The sequence below is a fragment of the Rhodopila globiformis genome (assembly GCF_002937115.1).
Classification (GTDB): Bacteria; Pseudomonadota; Alphaproteobacteria; order Acetobacterales; family Acetobacteraceae; genus Rhodopila; species Rhodopila globiformis.
This window is the reverse complement of the sequence record NZ_NHRY01000260.1, coordinates 1-19,748: the sequence shown is the minus strand read 5'-3', so window position 1 is coordinate 19,748 and position 19,748 is coordinate 1. Positions and strand designations below refer to the sequence as shown.

Below are 19,748 nucleotides of genomic sequence, written 5' to 3'. Positions count from 1 at the left end.
GAAGTCGGAGGGAACGCCATGGCCACCGCGGACCTGGAGAGTTTGAAGCAGGACCTGACCCGTCGCATGGACGGCGCACTGGAGACGCTGCGACGGGAATTCGCCGGCCTGCGCGCCGGCCGCGCCCATCCCGGCCTGCTGGAACCTGTGCGGGTGCATGCCTATGGCAGCGAAATGCCGCTCAACCAGGTCGGCACCGTCGGCGTGCCGGAGCCGCGCATGCTGACCGTGCAGGTGTGGGACAAGTCGATGGTCTCGGCGGTCGAGAAGGCGATCCGGGAGGCCGGCCTCGGCCTCAATCCCGCGACCGACGGCATGCTCGTGCGTGTGCCGATCCCGCAGCTGACCACGGAACGGCGCACGGAACTGGCCAAGATGGCGCACAAGTACGCTGAAGGCGCGAAGGTCGCGGTGCGCAGCGTGCGGCGTGACGGCATGGAACAGATCAAGACCCACGAGAAGAAGCACGAAATCGGCGAGGACCTGGCCAAGGACTGGTCCGATGCCGTTCAGAAATTGACCGACCAATTCATTAAAAAGGTGGACGGAGCGCTCGCCGATAAGGAAAAGGACATCAGGCAGGTCTAAAGTAGGTCAAGGCACAGGATGCCTGTCATCACCGAGCGGGTCATCGAAACGTATGACCAGCCGTCCACAGTCGCGACACCAGGCGTTGCCGCCTCGGACGTCATTGTAGCGGACGAAGCCCCCTGCAACAGGGCGGCTCATGCCGCTGCCGGGTCCGCGGACGTCCTCCCTGTCCATGTCGCCATCATCATGGACGGCAACGGCCGCTGGGCCAAGTCCCGCAGCCTGCCGCGCGTCGCGGGCCATCGCGAGGGCGCCAGGGCGGTCCGGCGCACGGTGGAGGCGGCAATCCGCGCCGGCGTATCCTGGCTGACCATCTATGCCTTCAGCAGCGAGAACTGGCGCCGCCCGGCCGGCGAGATCATGGACCTGACCGGGTTGCTGCGCCGCTACCTGCGGAGCGAGATCGTCGAACTGAAGGAAAACGGCGTCCGCCTGCGCTTCATCGGCGATCGCGCCCGCTTCGACCGCGATATCCAGACCGACCTGGCAAAGGCCGAGCGCGACACCAGCATCAACACCCGGCTGAACCTGACGATCGCCTTGTCCTATGGCGCGCGCGCCGAGATCGCCGCCGCCGCCCGCGCCGCCGCCGCCGCCGTCTGCGCGGGCCGTCTCGATGCCGGCGACCTGGGGGAGGAGACGTTCGAGCGCTTCCTCGCTACCGCCGGGATGCCGGATCCGGACCTGATCATCCGCACCTCCGGCGAGCAGCGCCTCTCCAATTTCCTGCTCTGGCAGGCGGCCTATGCCGAATTGGTGTTTCTGGACGTGCTGTGGCCCGACTTCGACCAGCCGCATTTCGAGGCTGCCCTGGCCGAATTCGCCCGGCGCGACCGCCGGTTCGGGACCAGCAGAGGGTAGCCGCGCCGACGTCTCCCACCCCCAACCGTCGAAGCGCAGATGGCCGGGACACGCCCGGCCATGACGATAGAGCAAGAACCTCGCTCCCTCGCCACAAGGGACCATCCATCGGCTGGTGGCGAATGCGCCACGACCGCGGCCGGGCATGCAAACCCGGTTCCAGGCAAGCGGAAAATGCTCTAAGCGGATGGGACAGACTTGAGATAGAACCCGCTGATGAACGAGATCGCCGGTCCGCCGACCGTACAGCACCCGCCAGGCCTGGTGACAAAATCCGCGTCGGCACGCTGGAGCGACCTTCGGCTGCGCATCCTCTCCGCAGCCATACTCGCGCCGGCGGCCTTGGCCTGCATCTGGTTTGGCGGAGCGGCCTTCACCCTTCTGGTCGCGGTCATCACCATCGGCCTCGCCTATGAATGGATCCACCTGTGCGAGCGGCGCACACCGCTGCCTGCCGCGCTGATCTTTCTCGCGCTGCCAGCCGCGGTCGTCCAGGCGGCGCTCGGCCATGCCGGCGGTGCGCTGGCGTTGCTGGCGGCGGCGACCATTGCGGCTGCCGTCTATGCCGGCGGCATCAGCCGCGCGAAGCCACTGGCGTTCGGCATTCCCTATCTCGGGCTCGGCTCGGTGGCGCTGGTCTGGCTGCGGTTGCTGCCCGAAACCGGCCGCGCCGACGTGATCATCCTGCTGCTGCTGGTCTGGGCCAGCGACATCGGCGCCTATCTCGTTGGCCGCACCGTCGGCGGCCCGCGGCTCGCCCCGGCGATCTCGCCCGGCAAGACCTGGTCCGGCGCCGTCGGCGGCCTGTTCGCCGTGGTCGCCACCGGGCTCATCGCCAGCGCCATCCTCGGCGGCACCGCACCCCTGCGCGCCGCCGGCTTCGCCGCGCTGATCGGCTGTGTCAGCCAGATCGGCGACCTGTTCGAGAGCCACCTGAAGCGCCGCTTCGGCGTTAAGGACTCGGGCTGGCTCATCCCCGGCCACGGCGGCCTGCTCGACCGGCTGGACGCCGTGCTGTTCGCGGCCCCGCTCGCGGGCCTACTGGCGCTGATCCTTGGAGCTGGAGTAGTGATCTGGCAATGACCGACAACATTTCCCGCCCCGACCAACCCGAGCCCCCCCGCTCCGTTACGATCCTTGGCAGTACCGGCAGCATCGGAACCCAGACAATCGATCTGCTGGCCGCCGAACCTGAGCGGTTCCAGGTCCGCGCCCTGGCCGCCGGCCGCAACGCCGCGCTGCTGGCGCAGCAGGCCGTCGCCCTGCGTGCCGAGTTCGCCGTCGTCGCCGATCCCGCCTGCTACAATGATCTGCGCAACGCGCTCGCCGGCACCGGGATCGAGGCCGCTGCCGGCACCGAAGCGGTGGTCCAGGCCGCGTCCCTGCAGGCCGACTGGACCATGGCCGCGATCACCGGCGCCGCTGGCCTCGCCTCCACCCTCGCTGCCATCAAGCGCGGCGCCTGCGTCGGGCTGGCCAACAAGGAAGCCCTGGTCTGCGCCGGCGACGTGGTGCTGCGCGCCGTCAAGGAGGCCGGGGCGACGCTGCTGCCAGTCGACTCAGAACACAACGCCATCTTCCAGTCCATGGCCGACGGCAACCACGGCGCCCTGGAGAAGATCGTGCTGACCGCCTCCGGCGGACCGTTCCGCACCGCCAGCCTGGAGGAAATGGCCCGCGCCACCCCCGAGGCGGCGCTGCGCCATCCGGTCTGGTCGATGGGCGCGAAGATCAGCATCGACTCCGCGACGATGATGAACAAGGGCCTGGAAATCATCGAAGCCGCCCGCCTGTTCAGCCTGGACGAGTCGATGATCGGCGTGCTGGTGCATCCCCAGTCGGTGATCCACGGGCTGGTGTACTATCAGGACGGCTCGGTCCTGGCGCAGCTCGGCTCGCCGGACATGCGCATCCCGATCGCGCACACTTTGGCATGGCCGCGCCGCATGGCCACCGCGTCCCGCCGCCTCGACCTCGCCACCGTCGCGAACCTGGAATTCTACGCGCCCGATTTTGTGCGCTTCCCGGCGCTGCGTTTGGCGCGGGAGGCATTGCAGGCGGGTGGGGGAACTCCCACTATTCTCAATGCGGCGAATGAGATTGCTGTTGAAGCGTTCTTGCAGCGCCGCATAGGTTTTCTGGATATCGCGGATACGGTCGCTCGCGTGCTGGAACAGCTTGGCACACCGAAGGTGGATACGTTGGACGACGTGATCGCCCTCGACGGCAGCGCTCGCCGGGCCGCGAACAGTCTGATGCCTGCCCGCGCCGCCTGACGCGCTCATTTTTACGAACCGGATGCCAACAGCGTGCTGACAATCGTTCCTGAGTTTTTCCGCAGTATCGTGGCTTTCGTCATCGTGCTTGGCATCCTCGTGTTCGTGCACGAGCTTGGCCACTATCTGGCGGCGCGCTGGCGCGGCGTGCGGGTGGACGTGTTTTCCATCGGCTTCGGCCAGGCACTGAAATCCTGGACCGATCGTCATGGCACCGTCTGGAAGGTCGCCTGGATCCCGCTCGGCGGCTATGTGAAGCTGCACGGGCAGGAACGCCCGCAGGACGTCCCGCCCGAGGTGCGAGCCACCTGGATTCCCGGCGAAACCTTCCACGACAAGCCGGTGCTGTCGCGGGCGATCATTGTCGCCGCCGGCCCGGCGGCGAATTTCCTGCTGGCGATGGTGGTCTTCGCCGGCCTCTACATCGCCGTTGGCCGGCCGGTCACCTTGCCGATCATCCGGTCCGTCGTGCCGGACAGCCCGGCCGCGAAGGCCGGCCTGATGGTGCAGGACCGGGTGCTGTCGATCCGCGGCAAGCCGATCGCGACGTTTGAGGATCTGCAGCGCATCGTCACCGAGCATCCTGGCCAGACCCTGCCGATGGTGATCGAACGTGACGGGCAGAAGCGGGACATCACCGTCACCACCAATGCGCGGACCTCTGGCTTCCATCAGGTCGGCCTGCTGGGCGTGCGCGGCGGCGTGACGGAATACCACCATGTCAGCGTGCCCGGAGCGATCTGGGGCGGCATCCACCAGACCTGGGTCATCACCGCCGACACCTTCCGTGGCATTGGCCAGATGATCAGCGGCACCCGCGGCACCGCCGAACTGGGCGGACCGCTGCGGATCGCGCAGCTTTCCGGGCAGGTGGCTCAACTCGGCCCGTCCTACTTGGTTGATTTCATCGGCCTGCTGTCGGTCAACCTCGGCCTGATCAACCTGTTCCCGATCCCCGTGCTGGACGGCGGGCACCTGATGTTCTTCCTGGCCGAGGCGCTGCGCGGGCGTCCGTTGTCGCAGCGGGCGCAGGAATACGGGTTCCGCGCCGGCCTCGCGGTCCTGGCCTGTCTGTTCGTTTTCGCCACCTGGAACGACCTGAGCCACCTCGGCATCGTCCGCTGGGTTGCCGGCCTGACGGGCTGAAGCGGTCGAGTCGTGATCCTGCCGGGGGCGGCCAGACGGCCGTCTGTCCCGCATACGTCATGAAGTCTAGAGCATTATCCCGGTAAATCATAGCGTTAGACGAAGCATGATAGTTTTGTCTTCAACGCAGCCCGCCCCCTAGCGTCGGCGGCGACCCATCGCTATGGTGCGCCGCGTTTGCGTCGCAGCGCTTGTGAGACTCGTCTCGTTCCGACAGGCGCGTGCTAGTGGGGGACCAGCCTGTTGTTGACGTATCGTGCTGTATGGCCGGTTGCCACCTGGCTCCTGCCATTGCTGGTCATTGGCACTGCCTCCGCCCAGACACCGGCACCAAGAGGACATACCCCGCACCGGTCGGCGGCAACGCGCCCGGCCGCGGAAAGCGCCGGCGGCGTGATCGAGGCGATCAAGGTCGAAGGCAACCAGCGGATCGAGGACGGCACCATCCGGTCCTATCTGCTGGTGCAGCCCGGCGACCACTTCGACCCGGACCGCCTGGATCGCAGCCTGAAGACCTTGTACGCGACCGGCCTGTTCCAGGACGTCCGCCTTGGGCGTTCCGGCAACACGCTGATCGTGCACGTGGTCGAGAACCCGATCGTCAACCGTGTCGCCTTCGAGGGCAACCACAAGCTGAGCGACAGCCAGTTGCGCCCGGAACTGCAACTGCGGTCCCGCGCCGTCTTCACCCCGGCCGAGGCCGAGGCCGATCGGCAGAAGATCCTCGATATGTATGCCAAGAAAGGCTACTACGACGCGACGGTCGAGCCGAAGATCATCCGCCTGGACCAGAACCGGGTGGACGTCGTGTTCCAGATCAACGACGGCTCCTCCACGCTGATCAGCAAGATCGTGTTCACCGGCAACAAGGCGTTCAGCGAGAACCGCCTGTCCGAGGTGATCAACAGCCGCGAGTCGCGCTGGTGGCGTTTCCTGTCCTCCTCGGACCAGTACGACCCCGAACGCCTGGCCTTCGACCGCGAGCTGCTGCGCCGCTTCTACCTGAAGAACGGCTACGCCGACATCAAGATCACCAATGCCAGCGCCGAGCTATCGCCCGACCGCAAGGGCTTCTTCCTGTCCTTCACGGTCGATGAAGGCGAGCGCTACAAGGTCGGCAAGATCACCATCAACTCGCAGCTTCGCCACCTCAGCGGCGCCGACCTTCAGCCGGACCTGCAATTGCATGAAGGCGACTGGTACGACGGCGACGCAATCGGCCGCACCGCCGACATGATGGAGGAGGCCGTCCACAACCGCGGCTTTGCGTTCGTGCAGGTCAAGCCGCGGGTCACCCGCAACGTCGCCAAGCACACGGTGGACCTGACCTTCGAGGTCGGCGAGGGACCAAGGGTCTATGTCGAGCGCATCGACATCGTCGGCAACACCCGCACCGAGGACAAGGTCATCCGCCGCGAGTTCAGCCTGGCCGAAGGCGATCCGTACAGCGCGGAGGCGATCCGCAAGTCGAAGACGCGGCTGACCGACCTGGGCTACTTCACCTCGGTCGATGTCACGACCACCCCGGGCTCAGCGCCCGACAAGGCGGTGGTGACCACGAACATCTCGGAAAAGGCGACCGGCGAACTGAGCTTTGGCGGCGGCTACTCGACCGACGCCGGCGCCCTGCTCGATGTCGGCCTGTCGGAACGCAACCTGATCGGCACCGGCATCAACGCCAGCATCAACGGCGTGCTGGCGCAGTACCGCAGCTCGATCACCGCCTCGGTCACCGACCCGCACTTCCTCGACCGCAACCTGGTCGCGGGCGCCGACATATTCATGATCCAGACGAACTACCTCGGCACCGAGCCGTACGACGAGAGACGGTACGGCATCGCCCCCCGCATCGGCTACGACTTCAACGACCATCTGCGGCAGGTCTGGAGCTATACGGTGGCAGATCGCGATGTGTACAATATTTACAGCTATGCCAGCCCGTACATCCTGAACGAGTCCGGCTGGACCCTGCTGTCGCAGATCAGCCAGGTGATCACGCTGGACTACCGGGACAGCCGGATTCAGCCGCACAGCGGCTATGTCGTCGAACTCGGCACCGATCTGGCCGGCCTTGGCGGCGACTCCCGCTTCGTGCGCGGCAACATCAACTCCGCCTATTACTATCCGCTGGAAAAATATTTCGGCAATCCGGACTGGGGCATCAAGCTTGGCGGCAGCTTCGGCTACATGAGCCTGCTGTCCGGCGGGCGTGAGGAAATCATCGACCGCTTCTTCCTGGGCGGCGACAACCTGCGCGGCTTCTTCATCGGCGGCGCCGGCCCGCACGATGCTATCACCGGCGATCCGCTCGGTGGCCGGATGCTCTGGACAGAGACGCAGGAGTTGCGCTTCCCGCTGCCGGTTTCCCCGGATCTGGGCTTGAGCGGCCGTGCCTTTGTCGATGTCGGTAGCCTGACTCAGGCCAATTTCAGGAACAGCAGCAGCTGCCACTACATCAACGGCGTGCCCTGCGAGATCCTGGCGTCGGCGACACCGCGTATCGGCGCCGGCGTCGGCATCTCGTGGCGTACGGCATTCGGCCTGATAAATGTTGACCTGGCGCCATTTGTATACAAGCAACCAGGCGACCAGACACAGATCTTCCGGTTTGGCTTCGGGACGAGGTTCTAGTGAACAATCGACGTATCATCGTTTCCAGCGCCGCCGCGGGGCTGGCGCTGCTTCTCCAACCCGCGCCGGGCCAGGCGCAGCAGGGCAGTTCCGAATGGTTCGTGCCGGGTGGGCAGCACCGTTCTGCCACACCGGCGCCGGCGGCGCGTTCGGCGCCCCGGCCGGTGCCGGCTCCGGGCGCACTGCCGATGGCGGGCGGGCCCGGCGCCGAACCGACGGCCATGGCCAACGCCCCGCAGCTCCAGTTCCAGTTGCCGCCCGCGCCGGAAATCCCGCCGGTGCCGAAGGGGTCCGCAACCCCGGCCGCGATCATCGGCATCCTGTCGGTGCCCGACGTGCTGCGCGTCTCCACCGCTTATCAGGCGGCCTATAAGGAGCTGAGCGCGCGCGGCCAGAAGCTGAACCAGGACGCCCAGAAGGAACAGGCCACCCTGCGCGAACTCGGTGAGAAACTGGCCGCCGAACGCGCCAGGCTGTCGCCCGAGCAGATCCGCACCAAGGAGCGTGAGATCACCGACCGCGCCACCGAGGCGCAGCGGAAGTTCGGCGAACGCAACCGCATCATCCAGGAAGCCGGCCAGTATGTCATGGCGCAGATCAACCGCACCATGGAGACGGTCGCGCAGCAGGTGGCGCTGTCCCGCGGCATCAACCTGGTGCTCAACCGCGCCCAGATCCTGGGCACCACGGCTGATTTCGACCTGACCCCGTCGGTGGCCGAGGTGCTGAACAAGGCGCTGCCCTCGGTCGTGGTGCCGCCGGACGGGATATCGCCGGTGTCCATGAAGCCGCCCCCCAGCGAGCCGGGCGCCGCGACGACGGCTTCCGCCAAAGAACCGCAGCACCAGAAGAAGTAGGCGATGCTGTCGGGCGCCGATCGCGCGGCTTCCCTGGCGGGGGATCCCCGTTTCTTCCTGCGTGCCGGGCCGCATACCCTGGCCGCCGTGGTTGACGCGGCGGGCGCCCAGGCGCCGCCGCGGCGCCTGATGCTGCACCGCATCGCGCCGCTGGCGACCGCCACCGAAGAAGACGTCACATTCTGCCTGAACAGCCGCAAGAACCTGGCGGCGCTGCAGGCTACCAAGGCGGCCGCGGTGATCGTCCATCCCGACATGCAGGACAAGGTGCCCGGGACGGCGGTGGCGATCGTCGCCGCCGATCCCCTGGTCGCCTGGGCCAAGGTGGCGGCGCTGTTCCATCCGCTGCCGCCGGTCAAGGCGGGCATCCATCCGTCCGCCGTCGTCGCCGCCTCGGCCCGGATCGATCCGACCGCCGAAGTCGGGCCGCTGGCAGTGATCGGGGAGAACGTGGTCATCGGCGCCCGCGTCCGCATCGGCCCGCTCGCGGTCATTGGCGACGGCGTGGTGCTCGGGCGGGACGTGCGCGTCGGTCCGCACGCCTCGGTGACTCACGCGCTGGTTGGCGACCGGGTCTATGTCTATCCCGGCGCCCGCATCGGCCAGGACGGGTTCGGCTTCGCCATCACGCCCGAGGGTTTCCACACCGTGCCGCAGCTTGGCCGGGTGATCATCGGCAACGACGTCGAAATCGGCGCCAATGTCACCATCGACCGCGGCGCCATTGAGGACACCGTCATCGGCGACGGTACCCGCATCGATAATCTCGTGCAGATCGCCCATAATGTCCGCATTGGCCGGGCCTGCGTGATCGTCGCGCAGGTCGGCATATCCGGCTCCACCGTGCTGGAGGACCAGGTCATCGTGGCGGGGCAGGCAGGCCTGATCGGCCATCTGCACATCGGCACCGGCGTGCGCATCGGCGCACAGGCCGGAGTCATGGCCGACGTGCCGGCGCGCACCGAGGTGATTGGCTCGCCGGCGCAGCCGGTCAAGGCGTTCTTCAAGGAAATTGCAGCCATCCGGCGCTGGGTCCGGGACGGCGGCGTCAGGTCGGCACCCAGCGGTAAATCGAACCCCGACTCGGATTGAACATCATGGACACGCCTGTAGACCACACCGTCAACGCCGGATCCAGCCAGGAGGCCAGGACGGTCGAGGTGGTCGATATCCTGCGCATCATGCACGATATCCCGCACCGCTACCCGTTCCTGCTGCTCGACCGGGTGGTTGACGTGGTGCTCAACACCTCTGCCATCGGGATCAAGAACGTCTCGGCGAACGAGCCGTTCTTCGCCGGGCATTTCCCCAACCATCCGGTGATGCCCGGCGTGCTGATCATCGAGAGCATGGCGCAGACCGCGGCCGTGCTGGTGGTGGAGACGCTGGGACCGGATGCGGCCGGCAAGGTGGTGTATTTCATGTCGATCGAGGGCGCGAAGTTCCGCCGCCCCGTGGTGCCGGGCGACCAGTTGCGCATCCATGTCACCAAGGAGCGCAACCGCGGCAATGTCTGGAAGTTCCAGGCCGCCGCCAAGGTCGATGGCGTGGTCGTTGCCGAAGCAACCTATGCCGCCATGATCATGGATCGCGCCGCGCCGGTTTAAGGCAGGCTGCCGCCGGTTCGGCATCGGATTCGCTCCCGCTTTTCCAGGCGGGCGCGTTGGCGCAGGCGGGCCGGGACTCCGGGGCACCCGGCCGCCGGCATCATAACGATGTGAACCAGCGGACAGCCGACTCGGCCGCCGGGGCGAGTCGCGTGCGGGACGCCATTAACCGGCTCGGCCGGGTCGTTACTTGCACGTTTTCTGCGACAAGTGAAACTGCCGGGGAATGGCAGCGTTTACTTGCCGGTAGCGGTACCCGCCCCGGGCGTTTCCGATAGATGGTGGCAAAAATCCAACCGAAACAGTGCGTTACATGGCGTGAACGATACATCGGGCAACAATGATTGTGTTGGTGGTGTGGCAGGCCACCCATAACTTCGCCTCGATCCGCCGCTAGAAATTCCTGTTTAGGAATGGAACTGACATGGATTCGATGACTTACCTGGATCGGCACACCGACTCGCGCGTCAGCATTCACCCGACCGCGATCGTCGAACACGGCGCCGAACTCGGCCCCGGTGTGCAGATCGGCCCGTTCTGCACCGTCGGACCAGACGTGGTGATCGAGGCCGGGGCCAAGCTCGTTTCCCATGTCGTCGTCGAGGGCCACACCCGTATTGGCGAACAGGCACAGCTGTTTCCATTCTGCACCGTCGGCCTGCCGCCGCAGGATTTCAAATACAAAGGCGAGCCGACACGCTGCGAAATCGGCGCCCGCACACTGATCCGCGAGCATTGCACCATCCACCGCGGCACCGCGACCGGCAACGGCGTGACGCAGGTCGGCACTGACTGCATGCTGATGGCGGTGGTCCATGTCGCGCACGACTGCCGCCTGGGCAGCCACGTGATCGTTGCCAATAATGCGGTCATGGGCGGCCATGTCTCCATCGCCGATCACGCGGTCATCGGCGGCGCGGCGGCGATCCATCAGTTCGTGCGAATCGGCCGCGCGGCGATGGTCGGCGGCGTTTCGGGCGTCGAGGCCGACGTGATCCCGTTCGGCAGCGTCATCGGCAACCGCGCGCGACTCGCCGGCCTGAACATCATCGGCCTGAAGCGCCGCGGCTTCGACAAGGACGCCATTCATCGCCTGCACATCGCCTTCCGCGCCCTCTACGGCAAGCAGGGCGTGTTCGCGCAGCGGTTGGCCGACACGCGCACCCGTTTCGGCGATGACGAGCTGGTGGCCGAGGTGCTGGCCTTCATCGACGCGCCCAGCCATCGCGGCCTGATCCGCTCGGAGTAGGCGCACAGGCGCTACAGCAGATCGCAGATTGGGTGGGACGCGCGGCCGCCGTTGTTCCGTCGTCATGGCGGCTACCCGGGACAAGCCCGGGCACAGGCTCCGGGCCGCCATCCACGCCTTTCCCCGGCTTCAACAACGCAAGGCGTGGATGCCGGGCCCGCGCCTGGCATGACGGAGGAAGCGGTTCGCCGCAACCGGCCCGGAGCGCGAGCAACGCCGCGCGGGGTTGCCCCGTCCGGTCCCGGCTGCAATCCTCCCGCCGGAGGAAGTGGCCAGGAGACCGACATGAGCGACACCCTGCCCACCGCCGCGCGGGTGGCGGATCCCGGCATCCGGGCGCTGTACCGGCTGGAAAATCGCTGGCAGGCCTGGCTCGACGTCGAAGTGGCGCTTGCCCGCGCCCAGGCGGAGCTGGGGATCATCCCCGCCGACGCCGCCGCGGCGATCGCCCGGGCCGCCCGGCTGGAAAACCTGGACCGGGCGCGCATTGACGCCGGCCTGGCCCGCACCGGCCACACGCTGGTGCCGCTGGTGTGGGAGCTTGCCCGCGTCGCCGGCGATCCGCACGGCGGCTGGGTGCACTGGGGCGCCACCACGCAGAACATCACCCAGACCGGCGACCTGCTGGTGCTGCGCCAGGCGCACCAGGTGTTCCTGCGCCAGATCGCCCAAATCCTGGCCGCCATGGCCGATCTGGCGGAACGCGGGGCGGAGATGGTGATGGCGGGGCGGACGCATGGGCAGCACGCCGTGCCGGCCACCTTCGGCTACAAGGTCGCGGTCTGGATCGACGAGTTGATCCGCCACGTCGAGCGCTTCCGCCAGGCCGCGCCGCGGCTGTTCGTCGCCATGCTGGGCGGCGGGGCAGGGACCTATGCCTCACTCGGCGACAACGGCCCGCGCGTCCAGCAGGGGATCGGACGACAACTGGGTTTCGGCTCGATGACGGTGCCGTCCCGCGCGCTGGCCGACCACCTGGCAGAGAACGTCACGCTGCTCGGCCTGCTCGCCGCCACCTGCGGCAAGATCGGCCGCGAGATCTATACGCTGATGAAGACCGAGTTCGGCGAAGTGGAGGAACCGGTCCCGCCCGGCACCGTCGGCAGTTCCACCATGCCGCAGAAGCGCAATCCGAAGCTCTGCCAGGACATCATCGCCGCCGCCGCGGAAATCCGTGCCCAGGTGCCGCTGGCGCTGGAGGCGATGATGACCGAGCATGAGGCGGACCGCACCACCAGCCTGATGATGGACACCGCCGAATCCCGCGCCTGCATCGCCACCGGCGACATGCTGGGCCGCCTGGGGGAAGTCATGCGCGGACTGCATCTGGATCCGCAACGGATGCGCGCCAACCTCGGTCTTGGCGGCGGGCTGATCATGGCCGAGGCGGTGATGCTCGACCTCGGCGCCGCCATCGGGCGGCAGCACGCGCATGACGCGGTGTATGACGCCGCGCAGGACGCCTTCACCCACCACGCATCGTTCGCCGATCGGCTGGCTGCCGATACACGTGTCACGGCGCATATGACGCCGGAGCAGATCGGCCGGCTGCTTGACCCGGCCGGCTATACCGGCCTGTGCGCCGGGATGGCGCGCGACGCCGCCAACCGGGCCCGCGCGGCCGCAAAGGAACTGGTATCATGACAGACGTCAACACAGACCATCTTCGTTCCTGGATCGGCAGGCAGGAGATTTTGCTCGATCAGATCACGCGATTTCCGGTCGCCGCGCTGTCGGCGACGCTTGATCGTGACGATCAAGTACCAAAGGGGGGCGATGAGTTGCCGCCGCTGTGGCACTGGCTTTACTTTCTGCCGACGGCGCGGCAGTCGGCGCTGGGTCCGGATGGGCACCCCGCGCGCGGGGGATTCCTGCCGCCGGTGCCGCTGCCGCGCCGCATGTGGGCCGGCGGCCGCCTGATGTTCCACCAGCCGTTGCGCGTCGGCGAAACGATCACCCGGGTGTCGACGGTGCAGGACGTCACGGTCAAACACGGCCGCAACGGCCCGCTGTGCTTCGTGCTGGTCCGCCATGACATCTCGGGCAACGATGGCCTCGCCCTGGTGGAAGAGCATGACATCGTCTATCGCGATATGCCCGGGCCCGGGGAAGCGCCCGCGGCGCCAAAGCCGGCACGCACGGACGACGCGTGGCGCCGCGACATCCAGCCCACCGACCCACTGCTGTTCCGGTATTCGGCCCTGACGTTCAACAGCCACCGGATTCATTACGACCGCCGCTACGTCACCGAGACGGAAGGCTACCCCGGCCTGGTCGTACATGGCCCGCTGATCGCGACGCTGCTGATGGACCTGCTGCGCCGGAACGCCGATCGGCCGGTGGGGTCGTTCCGGTTCCGCGCCGTCAGCCCGCTGTTCGACACCGCGCCGTTCTCGGTGCACGGCGCGCCGGACGGGGACAATGTGGCGCTGTGGGCCCGAAGCGCCGAGGGAAACCTGGCGATGGAGGCGGAGGCAACGCTGACCTGAGGCCGCGCCGTGAGGCGCTGACCAGGATGCTGCAGCAGGCCGCAGGTCGATTGAGACAGGGCGACGGCGCTCCCTCATCGTCATGGCCCGGCTCGTCCGGGCCACCTACCGCGGCACATGTGCTGGAACAGGTGGCCCGGACAAGCCGGGCCATGACGATGAGGACAGGGGGCCTCAGTGTCCCAACCGACCTGCGGTCTGCTGTGGTTGGCGGTCATGGCGTGGGCACGCCGCGGCGTCGTGCCAAGCGGATGCTGAAGCGCGACGCCGGATGATCTGTTTCTGCCGGGGCGATGCCCGGTGACAATGTCGTTTCGGGCAAAGTGCTGGATTCCCGTTGACTACAGCAGACCGCAGATCGGTTGGGACACAGAGGTGGCCTGTCTTCATTGTTTTGGCCCGGCTTGTCGGCATTGGCGCTGACTTCAGGGGGAAACAGGGCATGGTCGCCGCCCTATCGTCATGGCCGGGCGTGTCCCGGCCATCTACCCCCTCCGTCGAAGCGCAGATGGCCGGGACACGCCCGGCCATGACGGAGAGGCAACGGAGTGGGCCATGACGATGGGGGCGCCGTCGCCCTGTCTCAACCGACCTGCGGTCTGCCGCTACCTCGATGGCGGGATCAAGGGGTCCTCAGGTTTATCGAGTTGGCCTGCTTTGTCCTGAACGCGATCCCGCGGGCAGGTCGAGTGCCGCCGAGCCGCGACCGCGGATCGCAGTAAAATCGGCTCTGCGGACTCTGCGCCCCGCTCTGCGATCTCTGCGTTGAAGAATGCGGTGCCGCAACAAAAGCCGACGCTGCCAATGAGTTGCCCAATCCCAAACGCCTGTGACGCCCCGGCCACCGCGATTCAACGCAGAGATCGCAGAGCGGCGCGCAGAACACGCAGAGAAGCCACTCGGGCAGCCTGCGGCGCATTGGCCTGGCACCGGCCGCCATGCGATTTTCCTCAACGCCAGGACATCGGCATAAGCGCCATGAACACACTGGAAGGCGCCACTCTTGCCGGCAACCATGATAGCCGTCTCATCGGCCAGGACCGCCGCTGCATCGCTGTCGCCCATGTGCGACGCTTCGAATCAGTGCGGGCCCGCTCAACGGCACAGGAGCGGCAATGGCAGCACGCTTGTGGCAGAGCAGGGTTGCATAGCTTCCGGTCACTCGCCGCAGGGGCGCCAATGCACCCCTGCATGACGGAACCGCAGGGCAGGCGGCCCCTTACGCCGCCCGCTGCGTCGAAGCGGCCGCGAACAGCCGGGTCATTTCGCGGCAGAAATCCGGCAGGTCGTCCGGCTTGCGGGACGTCACGAGCAAGCCATCAACTACGACGGACTTGTCCTCCCAATCGGCGCCGGCATTGCGCAGGTCGGTTTTGAGCGATGGCCACGAGGTCATGTGCCGCCCCCGCACACCCTCCGCCTCGATCAACGTCCACGGCCCATGGCAGATCGCCGCGATCGGTTTTCTTGCCTGTACGAAATGACGGACGAATGCGACGGCCTGTGGAATCGTCCGCAAGGCATCCGGATTGGCAACGCCGCCCGGCAGCACCAGGGCATCGAAGCCGTCAGGCGAAACCGCCGCCAGTTCCTGATCGACCTTCAGCTTGTCACCTTTTTCGTGATGATTCATGCCCTGGATCTGCCCGCCTTGCGGCGCGATAACCACGACGTCGGCCGAGGCCTGCTTCAGGGCCTTGACAGGTTCGGTCAGTTCCACCTGCTCCACCCCGTCGGTCGCCAGCACAGCGATCTTCCGGCCCGAAAGTCCTGCCATGTCAATTCTCCTGGATTGTTGGAGGATGCCGGGACAACGGCACCCGCCAGGCCGGGTTGCGTGACAATGCTTCCATCTGCCGGGCAGCGCTTTCGCCTCGTCACGCCGTGGCAGGCGGCGGTTTTTCCGGTTCGGGCTCGCCGTAGCGCGGCCGGATGCCGATCATGCCACCGGACTCCGGTTCATTGGGTTGTTCCGGCGCACCACGTTCGCTCTGGAGTTCTGTGCTGATCCCTTCGCGCAACCCGGTGAAGCTGTCACCGCTCGACACGCATCGTCCGGCGAAGTTGACATTCCTGAGCCGTAAGATCGTGGCGCTGCCTGACGATGAGGTTCCTTGTCGCATGCCGCGTCCTGCGCCACCATGCGGCCGTTGTGTACGGTCTGCGCGTCGATCAACGGGAAGCGCAGGCCACCGATACTGTGTACGACGCTGAACAAAGCATTGGGACAGGACATCGGTTCCAGGCGCGAATGGCTGCGCCTTGCTGACCTGGCTGTCATGACCGTCCGGCAGCGCCTCGGGTGTGAACCAGGTCAGCCGATGACAGAAAGATGTTCGCCTCCATGTGAGCGGACAACAACATCCGGCGTTAATGCCGGTCCGGAGGACACATATGCATGGCGTTGAACTTCCCACGGCAGACTTTTCCGCGGATGATCTGTCCGCCCGGTTCCGGGCCGTCCGGCACGTGACAGAGAGCCTGGTCGTTACGCTCAGCGACGAGGACCAGTCCCTGCAGTCGATGCCCGACGCCAGTCCCGCGAAGTGGCACCGGGCGCACACGACCTGGTTCTTCGAGCAGTTCGTACTGATTCCGCACTGTCCGGACTATCGGATATTTGACCCGACATTCGGCTTTTTGTTCAATTCCTACTACGATGCGGTCGGCCCCCGCCACCCCAGGCCGTCCCGCGGCATGTTGACGCGCCCGCCGACAGCGCGCGTGGCCGCATATCGGCGGCATGTCGATGCCGCGATGCAGCGCGCTTTGCCCCGCCTGCCCGCGCCGGTTCAGGCCCCGGTTCAGGCTATTGTCGAGCTTGGCCTGCACCACGAGCAGCAGCACCAGGAACTGCTGGTCACCGACATGCTGCACGGTTTCGCCGCCAATCCGTTGTTCCCGGCCATGCAGCCGGGCTGGCAGGAACCAACCGGCTCGGCCGGACCGACCACGTTCGTCCCGTGCCCGGGCGGGCTGCACCGCATCGGCCACACATCCGACCGTTTCTGCTTCGACAACGAAACGCCGCCGCACCAGGTCTGGCTGACGGATTACGCGCTGGCATCTCGCCTCGTGCGCAACAGCGACTGGCTGGCGTTCATCGAGGACGGCGGCTATCGCACCCCGTCGCTGTGGATGTCCGACGGCTGGGCCACGGTCCAGGCCGAGGGATGGGATGCGCCGCTGTACTGGCGGCAGCAGGATGGCGCGTGGTTCCAGTTCGGCCCCGGCGGCCTGCAGCCTCTGCTGCCGGATGCGCCGGTGCGCCACGTGAGTTGGTACGAGGCCGACGCCTTCGCCCGCTGGAGCGAGGCCCGCTTGCCCACCGAGGCCGAATGGGAAGCCGCCGGCGGCAACCCGGCGGTGCAGGAGCAGACCGGGCATGTCTGGCAATGGACCGAAAGCGCCTACCGACCCTATCCCGGCTACCGCCCGGCCCAAGGCGCCATCGGCGAGTACAACGGCAAGTTCATGATCAACCAGATGGTCCTGCGCGGCGGCTCGCTGGCGACGCCGCATGGCCATGCGCGGCCGACCTACCGGAATTTCTTCCATCCGGACAAGCGCTGGCAGTTCAGCGGCTTGCGCTTGGCCAAGGATCACTAGCAGGAGAGCGACGTGCCGAACGATCCCGGATTTGCTCCGCATGCGCTGTGTGCGGAGACCGCCGAGGCCGCGCTGTCCGGCCTGACGGCGTCCCCGAAGACCCTGCCGGCGAAGCTGTTCTACGACCCCGAAGGCTGCCGGCTGTTCTACCGCATTACCGAGCTGCCAGAATATTACCTGACAAGAACGGAAACCGGCCTGCTGCGGACGCTCGGGCGGTCGCTGATCCCCGAGGGTTTCCACAGCGCCACGCTGGTGGAATTCGGCGGCAGCGACGAGGCCAAGGCGCGCTACCTGCTCGATCAGCGCGACGATCACCGCCGGCGGCTGTTCGCCACCTACGTGCCGATCGACGTGGCGGCAAGCGCGCTGGAGGACATGCGGTTCCGGCTGGCGAACTCCCATCCCGACCTGGCCGTCGAACCGATCGTCGCGGACTTCGTCGGCAAGCTGGCCCTGCCGCCGCTGGGGCGGCAGCGGATGGGGCTTTTCCCCGGTTCCACCATCGGCAACCTGGATCCCGACGTGGCGGTGCGGTTCCTCGCCAGCGCGCGCGAGGCGCTTGGTCCCGGATCGTGGTTCCTGCTGGGCGCGGACCTGCGCAAGGACCCGGCGATTCTGTTACCTGCCTATAACGACTCGGCCGGCGTGACGGCGGCGTTCAACCTGAACCTGCTGTGCCGGCTGAACCGCGAGGCGGCGGCCGATTTCGACCTGCGGCACTTCCGTCACGCGGCAGTGTGGAACGATGCGCTCAGCCGGATCGAGATGCACCTGATCGCCAGCCGGGATCAGGTCGTGCACGTCGCCGGCAGCGTGATCCCCTTCGCCGAGGGGGAGTCCATCCACACCGAGAACAGCTACAAATGGACCCGCCGCGCGCTGGTCGCGATGGTTGCCGCTGCGGGCTGGGAGCCGCACCGCATCTGGACGGATTCTGAGGATTTATTCGGTATTTTCTTGTTGCGTCATGCCTAGGACGCGGTCCTGGCCCGGTCCTGCCGGACCAGGACGATCAACAGGTCTTGTTCAGGTCAGGCAGCCATCTTGGTAACGTCGCCCGTCAGGAAGGCCCGCAGCTGCAGGCGTGCGCGGTGCACGCGGCTTTTCAGGGTGCCGATGGCGCAGCCGGTCTGCTCCGCGGCGTCCTCGTAGGATTTCTCCTGCAATACAATCATGAAAAATGCTTCACGTTGATCGGGCGGCAGTTTTTCCAGCGCCCATCCCAGCTCGCGCAACGCGGTGCGATCCTCGTGCGCGGCCGGCACCGGCAGGTCGGGCATGCTCTCCATGTCGGTGAATTCGCGCTTGCTGCGCACGCTGCTGATAAAATGGTTTATCATGATACGATGCACCCAGGCGGAAAAGTTGGTGCCCGGGATGAAGCAGTTCTGGGCGACCAGCGCCTTGGTGGCGACATCCTGCGTCAGGTCGTCGGCGGCGGCTCGGTTCCGTGTCAGAGCCAGGGCCCAGACGCGCATTTTCGGCATGAATGAAATAAGCTGTTCATTGAATTCCTGCTGCATTGACGAAGCCTCCTGTCCGGCTGACAGGGTGTCACCTGTGGAGGAATTCGCATGTATGCAAGGCATTCTGACAGGACGGTGATGAACAGGTCACGTTACACTTTATGTTTCATCAAATGGCCTCAAAATGGTCGCAAGTCAGAGTGATCACGTTACGACGAACACGATCACTTTGCTTGCATTGCGGCGTGCCCGGACGCATCTGGGCGCGTACGGAAAGCGGGGCGATGGACCCGTACGGATCATCGGGGGATTGGTTTGCGGTTTGCGTTATCGGCCGTGGCGGCCGCGTCGGGCCTGGCGCTGCTGGGTTTGGCGATGTTCGGCCAGCCCAATGCGTATCTGCGTCAGGCGCGTGAACAGTGGGACAGCCTGCTCGACCTGGCTCCGCCCGAGGTGGCGCCGGATCAGGATAGCGACGTACGGACGGCGGCGAGCGCCGACAAAGTAGCGCAGTTGCAGCAGCAGCTCGCGCAGTTGCGCGACGAACTGGCCGCCAACCGTGAGCAGGCCGAGCAGGCGCGCCAGGCCCTGGCGGTTGCCCAGGCCCAGCGGCAGGCGGAAGAGACCCAGCGGCAGGCGGAAGAGACCCAGCGGCAGGCGGAAGAGACCCAGCGGCAGGCGGACGGGACTCAGCGGCAGGCGGAAGAGACCCAGCGGCCGGCCGGGGCGTCCGGGCAGCCGGCGGCCGGCGCGCAGCAACCGGCGTCCGCACCGTCGCGCCCGGCGCCTGAGCCGCCGGTGACGCCGCAACGGACGGCTGAGGCGCCGTCCGTCACGCCGGCTCCGGTGCAACAGGAACAGCCGGCACAACAGGGACAACAGCCGCCCCCGGCGCCCGGGCCGCAGGCGGCAACCCGGGCGCCAGCAGCTGCCGAGCCCCAGGCGGCGGCTCGTTCCCAGGCG

At 66.8% G+C, this 19,748-nt stretch carries 17 protein-coding genes and 1 pseudogene; 15 read left to right on the top strand and 3 right to left on the bottom strand.

Annotated elements, in window-relative coordinates; translation table 11 throughout:
• Positions 1 to 18: 18 nt before the first annotated feature.
• From frr to CCS01_RS27720, 12 genes are all read left to right on the top strand, one after another.
• Entirely contained in the window at positions 19 to 588 is a 570-nt protein-coding gene (frr, locus tag CCS01_RS27775; protein ID WP_104522018.1) for a ribosome recycling factor, read from the top strand.
• Positions 589 to 606: 18 nt separating this feature from the next.
• A complete protein-coding gene (uppS, locus tag CCS01_RS27770; protein ID WP_104522017.1) occupies positions 607 to 1,452 on the top strand; it encodes a polyprenyl diphosphate synthase in 846 nt (281 codons plus the stop codon).
• A gap of 216 nt (positions 1,453 to 1,668) precedes the next feature.
• A complete protein-coding gene (locus CCS01_RS27765; protein WP_104522016.1) occupies positions 1,669 to 2,535 on the top strand; it encodes a phosphatidate cytidylyltransferase in 867 nt (288 codons plus the stop codon).
• Entirely contained in the window at positions 2,532 to 3,728 is a 1,197-nt protein-coding gene (locus CCS01_RS27760) for a 1-deoxy-D-xylulose-5-phosphate reductoisomerase (protein WP_104522015.1), read from the top strand. The genes CCS01_RS27765 and CCS01_RS27760 overlap by 4 nt, the downstream gene beginning before the upstream one ends.
• 33 nt (positions 3,729 to 3,761) lie before the next feature.
• Positions 3,762 to 4,874, top strand: coding sequence for an RIP metalloprotease RseP (rseP, locus tag CCS01_RS27755; protein WP_338050008.1), 1,113 nt, complete (start codon positions 3,762 to 3,764; stop codon positions 4,872 to 4,874).
• A gap of 393 nt (positions 4,875 to 5,267) precedes the next feature.
• Complete coding sequence (gene bamA / locus CCS01_RS27750; protein WP_239992426.1) at positions 5,268 to 7,505, top strand: outer membrane protein assembly factor BamA; 2,238 nt, start codon at positions 5,268 to 5,270, stop codon at positions 7,503 to 7,505.
• The gene (locus CCS01_RS27745) at positions 7,505 to 8,362 is read left to right on the top strand and encodes an OmpH family outer membrane protein (protein WP_104522013.1); all 858 of its coding nucleotides are present in this window, start codon (positions 7,505 to 7,507) and stop codon (positions 8,360 to 8,362) included. Before bamA ends, CCS01_RS27745 begins: the two co-directional genes overlap by 1 nt.
• A 3-nt stretch (positions 8,363 to 8,365) precedes the next feature.
• Positions 8,366 to 9,454 carry a UDP-3-O-(3-hydroxymyristoyl)glucosamine N-acyltransferase gene (gene lpxD / locus CCS01_RS27740; protein WP_104522012.1) on the top strand — a complete coding sequence of 363 codons (1,089 nt, stop codon included), beginning with the start codon at positions 8,366 to 8,368 and terminating at the stop codon, positions 9,452 to 9,454.
• Positions 9,455 to 9,459: 5 nt separating this feature from the next.
• A complete protein-coding gene (fabZ, locus tag CCS01_RS27735) occupies positions 9,460 to 9,969 on the top strand; it encodes a 3-hydroxyacyl-ACP dehydratase FabZ (protein WP_104522011.1) in 510 nt (169 codons plus the stop codon).
• Positions 9,970 to 10,393: 424 nt separating this feature from the next.
• Positions 10,394 to 11,218, top strand: coding sequence for an acyl-ACP--UDP-N-acetylglucosamine O-acyltransferase (gene lpxA, locus CCS01_RS27730; RefSeq protein WP_239992425.1), 825 nt, complete (start codon positions 10,394 to 10,396; stop codon positions 11,216 to 11,218).
• Between the two features lie 285 nt (positions 11,219 to 11,503).
• A complete protein-coding gene (locus tag CCS01_RS27725; RefSeq protein WP_104522010.1) occupies positions 11,504 to 12,862 on the top strand; it encodes a class-II fumarase/aspartase family protein in 1,359 nt (452 codons plus the stop codon).
• Positions 12,859 to 13,707 carry an FAS1-like dehydratase domain-containing protein gene (locus CCS01_RS27720; RefSeq protein WP_104522009.1) on the top strand — a complete coding sequence of 283 codons (849 nt, stop codon included), beginning with the start codon at positions 12,859 to 12,861 and terminating at the stop codon, positions 13,705 to 13,707. Before CCS01_RS27725 ends, CCS01_RS27720 begins: the two co-directional genes overlap by 4 nt.
• Positions 13,708 to 14,926: 1,219 nt before the next feature.
• On the opposite strand, the gene CCS01_RS27710 is transcribed toward CCS01_RS27720, so the two are convergent.
• Entirely contained in the window at positions 14,927 to 15,484 is a 558-nt protein-coding gene (locus CCS01_RS27710; RefSeq protein ID WP_104522007.1) for a type 1 glutamine amidotransferase domain-containing protein, read from the bottom strand.
• A gap of 100 nt (positions 15,485 to 15,584) precedes the next feature.
• Positions 15,585 to 15,830, bottom strand: a complete 246-nt coding sequence (locus CCS01_RS33270) for a hypothetical protein (RefSeq protein WP_146102000.1) — start codon at positions 15,828 to 15,830, stop codon at positions 15,585 to 15,587.
• Positions 15,831 to 16,080: 250 nt separating this feature from the next.
• Here CCS01_RS33270 and egtB point away from each other — a divergent pair, with 250 nt between their 5' ends.
• Both egtB and egtD read left to right on the top strand, forming a co-directional pair.
• On the top strand, positions 16,081 to 17,316 hold the full coding sequence (gene egtB, locus CCS01_RS27705; RefSeq protein WP_338050007.1) for an ergothioneine biosynthesis protein EgtB: 1,236 nt from the start codon (positions 16,081 to 16,083) through the stop codon (positions 17,314 to 17,316).
• A 12-nt stretch (positions 17,317 to 17,328) separates the two neighbouring features.
• Positions 17,329 to 18,294 (top strand): L-histidine N(alpha)-methyltransferase, encoded by a 966-nt coding sequence (egtD, locus tag CCS01_RS27700; protein ID WP_104522005.1) that lies wholly within the window; start codon positions 17,329 to 17,331, stop codon positions 18,292 to 18,294.
• Positions 18,295 to 18,350: 56 nt separating this feature from the next.
• Here egtD and CCS01_RS27695 read toward each other — a convergent pair whose 3' ends face one another.
• The gene (locus CCS01_RS27695; RefSeq protein ID WP_158258643.1) at positions 18,351 to 18,842 is read right to left on the bottom strand and encodes a sigma-70 family RNA polymerase sigma factor; all 492 of its coding nucleotides are present in this window, start codon (positions 18,840 to 18,842) and stop codon (positions 18,351 to 18,353) included.
• 279 nt (positions 18,843 to 19,121) lie between these two features.
• Here CCS01_RS27695 and CCS01_RS34830 point away from each other — a divergent pair.
• Positions 19,122 to 19,748: pseudogene (locus CCS01_RS34830) on the top strand (hypothetical protein); the annotation flags it as partial.

What these genes read in the sequence shown, in the direction of transcription:
- frr (WP_104522018.1), top strand. Translation starts at nt 19, where the DNA reads ATGGCCACCGCGGACCTGGAGAGTTTGAAGCAGGACCTGACCCGTCGC.
- uppS (WP_104522017.1), top strand. Translation starts at nt 607, where the DNA reads ATGCCTGTCATCACCGAGCGGGTCATCGAAACGTATGACCAGCCGTCC.
- CCS01_RS27765 (WP_104522016.1), top strand. Translation starts at nt 1,669, where the DNA reads ATGAACGAGATCGCCGGTCCGCCGACCGTACAGCACCCGCCAGGCCTG.
- CCS01_RS27760 (WP_104522015.1), top strand. Translation starts at nt 2,532, where the DNA reads ATGACCGACAACATTTCCCGCCCCGACCAACCCGAGCCCCCCCGCTCC.
- lpxD (WP_104522012.1), top strand. Translation starts at nt 8,366, where the DNA reads ATGCTGTCGGGCGCCGATCGCGCGGCTTCCCTGGCGGGGGATCCCCGT.
- fabZ (WP_104522011.1), top strand. Translation starts at nt 9,460, where the DNA reads ATGGACACGCCTGTAGACCACACCGTCAACGCCGGATCCAGCCAGGAG.
- lpxA (WP_239992425.1), top strand. Translation starts at nt 10,394, where the DNA reads ATGGATTCGATGACTTACCTGGATCGGCACACCGACTCGCGCGTCAGC.
- CCS01_RS27725 (WP_104522010.1), top strand. Translation starts at nt 11,504, where the DNA reads ATGAGCGACACCCTGCCCACCGCCGCGCGGGTGGCGGATCCCGGCATC.
- CCS01_RS27720 (WP_104522009.1), top strand. Translation starts at nt 12,859, where the DNA reads ATGACAGACGTCAACACAGACCATCTTCGTTCCTGGATCGGCAGGCAG.
- CCS01_RS27710 (WP_104522007.1), bottom strand. Translation starts at nt 15,484, where the DNA reads ATGGCAGGACTTTCGGGCCGGAAGATCGCTGTGCTGGCGACCGACGGG.
- CCS01_RS33270 (WP_146102000.1), bottom strand. Translation starts at nt 15,830, where the DNA reads ATGCGACAAGGAACCTCATCGTCAGGCAGCGCCACGATCTTACGGCTC.
- egtB (WP_338050007.1), top strand. Translation starts at nt 16,081, where the DNA reads ATGCCGGTCCGGAGGACACATATGCATGGCGTTGAACTTCCCACGGCA.
- CCS01_RS27695 (WP_158258643.1), bottom strand. Translation starts at nt 18,842, where the DNA reads ATGCAGCAGGAATTCAATGAACAGCTTATTTCATTCATGCCGAAAATG.